This window comes from Coleofasciculus sp. LEGE 07092, from assembly GCF_015207375.1.
GTDB lineage: Bacteria > Cyanobacteriota > Cyanobacteriia > Cyanobacteriales > Coleofasciculaceae > LEGE-07092.
Genome location: NZ_JADEWY010000225.1, coordinates 1 through 4,826 on the forward strand (window position 1 = coordinate 1; position 4,826 = coordinate 4,826).

At 46.0% G+C, this 4,826-nt stretch carries 6 protein-coding genes; 5 read left to right on the forward strand and 1 reads right to left on the reverse strand.

Annotated elements, in window-relative coordinates; all coding sequences use genetic code 11:
• The first annotated feature begins 134 nt into the window (after positions 1 to 134).
• The 4 genes from IQ257_RS28710 to IQ257_RS28725 all read left to right on the forward strand — a co-directional run bounded on the left by IQ257_RS28710 (position 135) and on the right by IQ257_RS28725 (position 2,333).
• Positions 135 to 605 carry a DUF4168 domain-containing protein gene (locus IQ257_RS28710; RefSeq protein ID WP_193882258.1) on the forward strand — a complete coding sequence of 157 codons (471 nt, stop codon included), beginning with the start codon at positions 135 to 137 and terminating at the stop codon, positions 603 to 605.
• A 144-nt stretch (positions 606 to 749) separates the two neighbouring features.
• Complete coding sequence (locus IQ257_RS28715; RefSeq protein WP_193882261.1) at positions 750 to 1,187, forward strand: DUF4168 domain-containing protein; 438 nt, start codon at positions 750 to 752, stop codon at positions 1,185 to 1,187.
• 28 nt (positions 1,188 to 1,215) lie between these two features.
• Complete coding sequence (ureE, locus tag IQ257_RS28720) at positions 1,216 to 1,656, forward strand: urease accessory protein UreE (RefSeq protein WP_193882263.1); 441 nt, start codon at positions 1,216 to 1,218, stop codon at positions 1,654 to 1,656.
• Positions 1,653 to 2,333, forward strand: coding sequence for an urease accessory protein UreF (locus tag IQ257_RS28725; RefSeq protein WP_193882265.1), 681 nt, complete (start codon positions 1,653 to 1,655; stop codon positions 2,331 to 2,333). Before ureE ends, IQ257_RS28725 begins: the two co-directional genes overlap by 4 nt.
• Before the next feature lie 255 nt (positions 2,334 to 2,588).
• Here IQ257_RS28725 and IQ257_RS28730 read toward each other — a convergent pair whose 3' ends face one another.
• Entirely contained in the window at positions 2,589 to 4,094 is a 1,506-nt protein-coding gene (locus IQ257_RS28730; RefSeq protein ID WP_193882268.1) for a pentapeptide repeat-containing protein, read from the reverse strand.
• 262 nt (positions 4,095 to 4,356) lie between these two features.
• Here IQ257_RS28730 and IQ257_RS28735 point away from each other — a divergent pair.
• Positions 4,357 to 4,826: deoxyribodipyrimidine photo-lyase (locus tag IQ257_RS28735; RefSeq protein WP_193933440.1), on the forward strand; the 470-nt coding region annotated here is incomplete at its 3' end.

The window sequence follows — 4,826 nt, forward strand, 5'->3', positions numbered from 1 at the left end:
CACTCCCCACTCCCCAGCTCCCCCACCTACACAAATTCCTGCATCCTAAGGAACTTCTACCCCATAAAATAGTTCAAAACAAACTAGCAGTCTGTTAATTCTAGTCCCTTATTTTTTGCTTGTCTGCAATTATCATGATGCCGTTTTCCTATTCCCAACCTCATTTAAAAAACTTATCTCGCTCCCTAGCTGTTGTAATACTAGCCACAGCAAGTTGTCTTTCTGGAGTAATTCCCGAACTCTCTGACAACTCTCTTACCCTAGTTTTCAGTAATTCAGCCTACGCTCAATCAAGCGTTAGTGATCCTGAGATTACCAGCTACGCTCAAGCGATTTTAGCCATGGAACCGCTTCGTCAAGAAACTTACAACGAAATTAAGAAAATTATTGGTTACGTTCCAGAAATTCAGTGCCATCTTCCCGACAGCATCAACAAACTTCCTAACGAGGCGCGGAAGATTGCTGAAAATTACTGTAGGCAGTCTTTATCATTAGTCGCTAATTATTTAAATCCTCCCAGATTCAACGAAATTACACGTCTGGCAGACAAAAATGAAGATTTGCGGCGACGAATCCAGCGGAGATTACTTGAGCTTCAAGGATAAAGACTAGCAGAAAGTATGGTAGAATCGGGCGCAGGTATCGGAAAATTCTCGGACGTGGTTTGAGAAGTCCGTAACTGTAGCCGTTAGCCTTAGCGGTGATTGCTATGCAAACCTTACTCAAACTCAATGCTGGCGCGATCGCGAATGAGCAAGACTATCTCTACCCTTTGCTGCCTTGCTGGACTCACAATCATTTTATCTGGATGCAATTCTGCTCCCGACTCAGACTCAAGCGCTTCGATTCCCATCGTACCAGCAGAGTCAGTAACTCCTGAAGAAGTTCAAAACTATGCTAGGGCAGTTATGGCGATTGAGGGAAACCGTCAAGAAGCCTATACCGAAATTCAGCAAATGCTCGACCAAGAGCCAGTTCCTGACGTTACTTGCACTGCATCAGATACGGTTACTGCCCTGCCAAGCAGCGTTCGAGATATCGCCGTTAACTACTGCCAAAACGCCAAAAAAATTGGTGAGAGTCACGGCTTAACCATGGTTCAATTTAATACAATTACCGCCAGCGCACAAGCTGACCCGGATTTGCAACGGCGAATTCAAAATGAAATGATTCGTTTGCAACGGTAGTTAAAGAAATTCAAAATGCTACGAGCCAATGCCGACGTTGACGCAACGCCTACCCGCTAATTTAGATGCCCCAGTCAGCTTTACCCTCTCACTCACTGCCGAAGAACGCACCCGAACTCGCCATCGCTTTGAAACCCCTGATAATCAAGGCTTATACCTACGCTTACCTAGAGGCACTGTTCTGAATGACGGCGATTTACTGCAATCAGATACAGGTAAGGTTATCGTGCGAATTGCCGCTAAACCAGAACCCGTGCTGACAGTTACTGCCCACAGCCCCCTAGATTTGCTGCGAGCATCCTACCATTTAGGAAACCGTCACGTTCCTTTAGAGATTGCTCCGGGTTATTTGCGTTTATCCCCCGAGTCCGTTCTACAGGCAATGCTGGAACAGTTGGGATTGAAAGTCAAGTCAGAAATTGCCCCCTTTCAACCAGAAACAGGAGCTTACGCACATTATCACAAATGACAAATGACCATTTAGCACTCTTAAGTCTCCTACAACTAGCCAGCCCAGTGCTGCCGGTGGGTGCCTACAGCTATTCTGAAGGACTGGAAACGCTAGTGGATCGGGGTATAATTGGCGATCGGAACAGCTTAGAACATTGGATTGAGCAAGAACTGTCTTATGGTGCCATTCGGTTGGAAGCGGCAGTGATGGTACGAGCCTATCACAGTGTTGCCAGCAACGACCATAAGGCGCTGAATTACTGGAATGCTTGGGTGAGTGCAGCGAGGGAAACATCTGAATTGCGATCGCAAAGTTGGCAAATGGGAAATTCTTTAATGCGGTTGTTACTAGATTTGCAGCCTCAACTCAAACCTGTAGCTTCTGCTGTAGGTACGCCTTGCAATTACGCGATCGCATTTGGTATGGCTGCTGCTCATTGGCACATTGAGATTGCCCCAGCAGTATTAGGTTACTTACATAGCTGGGCATCCAATTTTATCGGTGCTGGTGTTAAATTGATTCCCTTGGGTCAAACTGCCGGTCAACAATTACTGCTCGAACTTGCCCCCAAGATTTCTCATACTTCCCAAGAAATTTTAGCTTTAGAAGATGAGAGTTTGAGTAGTTGTACCTGGGGATTAGCACTGGCAAGTATGGCACACGAAACTCAGTATACACGATTATTTCGGAGTTAGCCTCTGCCACTCGTAGAACAGGCGTCTGTTCCCTGAAGTAAGCTCTGCTTAATCTATAGCGTTTCCTCGTCTGGTGAGGTACGTCCTAATGAAGGCAGGGAGTAGGCTTTTGCCGTGAGCGTCAGCGTTCGACACTTCGAGAAGCCTCAGTGAACACTGAGCGTCTCCGCCTAAGATCTGTCGAAGGGTCACGCCGAAGTCCGAACGGGAGTGGGGAGTAGGGAATGGAACTATACCTCATGTAAATGAGAACCGCTATATATCCTGATACCCTTCTAAAGCCGTTAACAAAACAGTCCCTAGTGGATGGTCAATCAGTTTTTTTAAAGTATCAATATTTACATCTCGCAACTCTTTAGCTACCCAACTCTTCAGCCTTGAATTATTTTCAATTCGTTTGATAACTTCCATAACCACTATCTGCTTTTCTAAGGGAGTATTAGTGGGATAATGCTGCTCAATCTGTTGAATTAATTTCAGAATCTTTGTGGCTATTTCTATGAGGTTATGCTTTTGTTCCGGCGTATAGTTGGCAGGGATAGAGAGTTGAGCAGTATCCCTGGGATTGCCAATCGCGGAACTACCCATTGAATCATCCGACGGGTTATCCTGACACTCTTCGGCAACGGAGTCAACTTCAATCCACGTTCTCGCCTCAACATTGATAGTTCTGCCAGCAATTCGCTTGACAATTTCTGTTAAATCTGAACTCTGTTGGCGATAAGTAGCAACCTGTTCATACTTGACTTGGAGCTGATATCGATAGTCCTTGTCGATACCTTTGAGTTCACCGTCATACTCTTCCTTAAAGTAAAGTTCGGCGTCTGTTTTACTAACATCCGGGGGGATTTTTAGCCGGATAAGAAGAGATCCATCGTTCTGATTTTCAATGGCTTGAATAGATAGGGGATTGTTACCCAGTTGAGTCGATAGCTTTTGAAAAGCGATAAAAAATGCCTGCCAATCAATACCGTTACGAAAAATGAGGTTGACCGTTTCTAAGGGTTTTTGAAAAAGTCGAGTGAATTCTCCGAGTGCAAACTTTCCCTGGCTGGGACAGCGGTCTTTTCCATTTGCTTGCAAATAAATATAATCGCAAATAACCTCACTCATATCGGTTCTACTATTAGTCTGCCAATCTTCCAAACAAACTCCTGTGAATGTTGCCTTGTTAAAGTTGGCTTTCAGTGCTTTCGTTCTTTGCAAATTGGCACCACTGAGGTTAGCTTGGCTAAAGTTTGCTTCCCTAAGATTGGCACCCTTGAGGTTGGCACCAACCAAATGTGCGCCGCTGAGGTTGGCATCTTTAAGATTGGCACCACTCAGGTTGGTTCCACTCAGTTTTGCCCCAATCAGTTTCGCCCCAACTAAATCTGCCCCACTCAAATTTGCCTTACTCAAATCTGCCCCACTCAGATAAGTATTGCTGAGGTTGGTAGCAATGAGGTTAGCACTAATGAGATCTGCATTTCTAAGGTCTGCATTCTTTAGGTTTGCCCCAATCAAATCGGCTTGGCTCAGATATGCCTCGCTCAAGTACGCCTCACTCAAGTTTGCCCCAATCAAATCGGCTTTACTCAGGTCTGCCCGACTCAGGTTGGCTCGACTGAGGTCTACACCACTGAGTTTCGCCCCCCGGATAATTATCCCCTTACCGGTGGCAAAGCTGAGATTGGGTCTGATATCGGGGTGGTTCGCCTTCCATGCATTCCAAGCCTCTACTCCTTGCCTGAGCAAAGCGAGATGTTCCTCATTCGTCATCTAGCGCCAGCCTATCAGCTAGATTGTTTACAACTTGCAGCCTAACTCGAAAATCTGTGGGTGAGTTAGGGGAAACCGAGGAGAAAAGTAAACGTTGAATCAGTATGTCATGGGCGATCGCTTTTCAGTGTACTGCTGGCATTGCTATCTAGTCTGTACCACAACCATGCCATGTCGCGATACCTTACAGTATGGGGATTCCCAGACCCTTTTCAGTAATCTGAGAAAATATGTGTAGAGATGTAACCCGAAAGTGACCGTTGTGACTGAAAAACCCATTCTTCTTTGGTATCGGGATGATTTGCGCCTCCATGATCACGAGCCACTGTACCATGCACTGAAAGTCAAGGCTCGGGTGATTCCCTTCTACTGCTTCGACAACCGACAATTTGGCACCACGTCCTTTGGCTTCCCAAAAACTGGTGCCTTCCGCACCCAATTCTTACTTGAAAGTGTAACTGATTTACGCAGCTCGTTGCGATCGCTCGGCAGCGATTTAGTGGTACGTCGGGGTTTCCCAGAGGAAATTATCCCCACTTTGGCAAAAGAACTGCATATTTCCGAGGTTTACTACCATCAAGAAGTCACCTCAGAAGAACGTGCCGTAGAAACCGCCCTCAAAAACGCCCTTGCTCAGATTGGAGTAACCGTCAAAGAATTTTGGGGCAGCACCCTCTACCATCCCGACGATTTACCCTTCTCCATCCCGCAAATCCCAGAACTATTTACCAA

Bases quoted from the DNA above. Each gene is read 5' to 3' on its own strand.
- ureE (WP_193882263.1), top strand. From the start codon at position 1,216: ATGCCGACGTTGACGCAACGCCTACCCGCTAATTTAGATGCCCCAGTC.
- IQ257_RS28710 (WP_193882258.1), top strand. From the start codon at position 135: ATGATGCCGTTTTCCTATTCCCAACCTCATTTAAAAAACTTATCTCGC.
- IQ257_RS28725 (WP_193882265.1), top strand. From the start codon at position 1,653: ATGACAAATGACCATTTAGCACTCTTAAGTCTCCTACAACTAGCCAGC.
- IQ257_RS28715 (WP_193882261.1), top strand. From the start codon at position 750: ATGAGCAAGACTATCTCTACCCTTTGCTGCCTTGCTGGACTCACAATC.
- IQ257_RS28730 (WP_193882268.1), bottom strand. From the start codon at position 4,094: ATGACGAATGAGGAACATCTCGCTTTGCTCAGGCAAGGAGTAGAGGCT.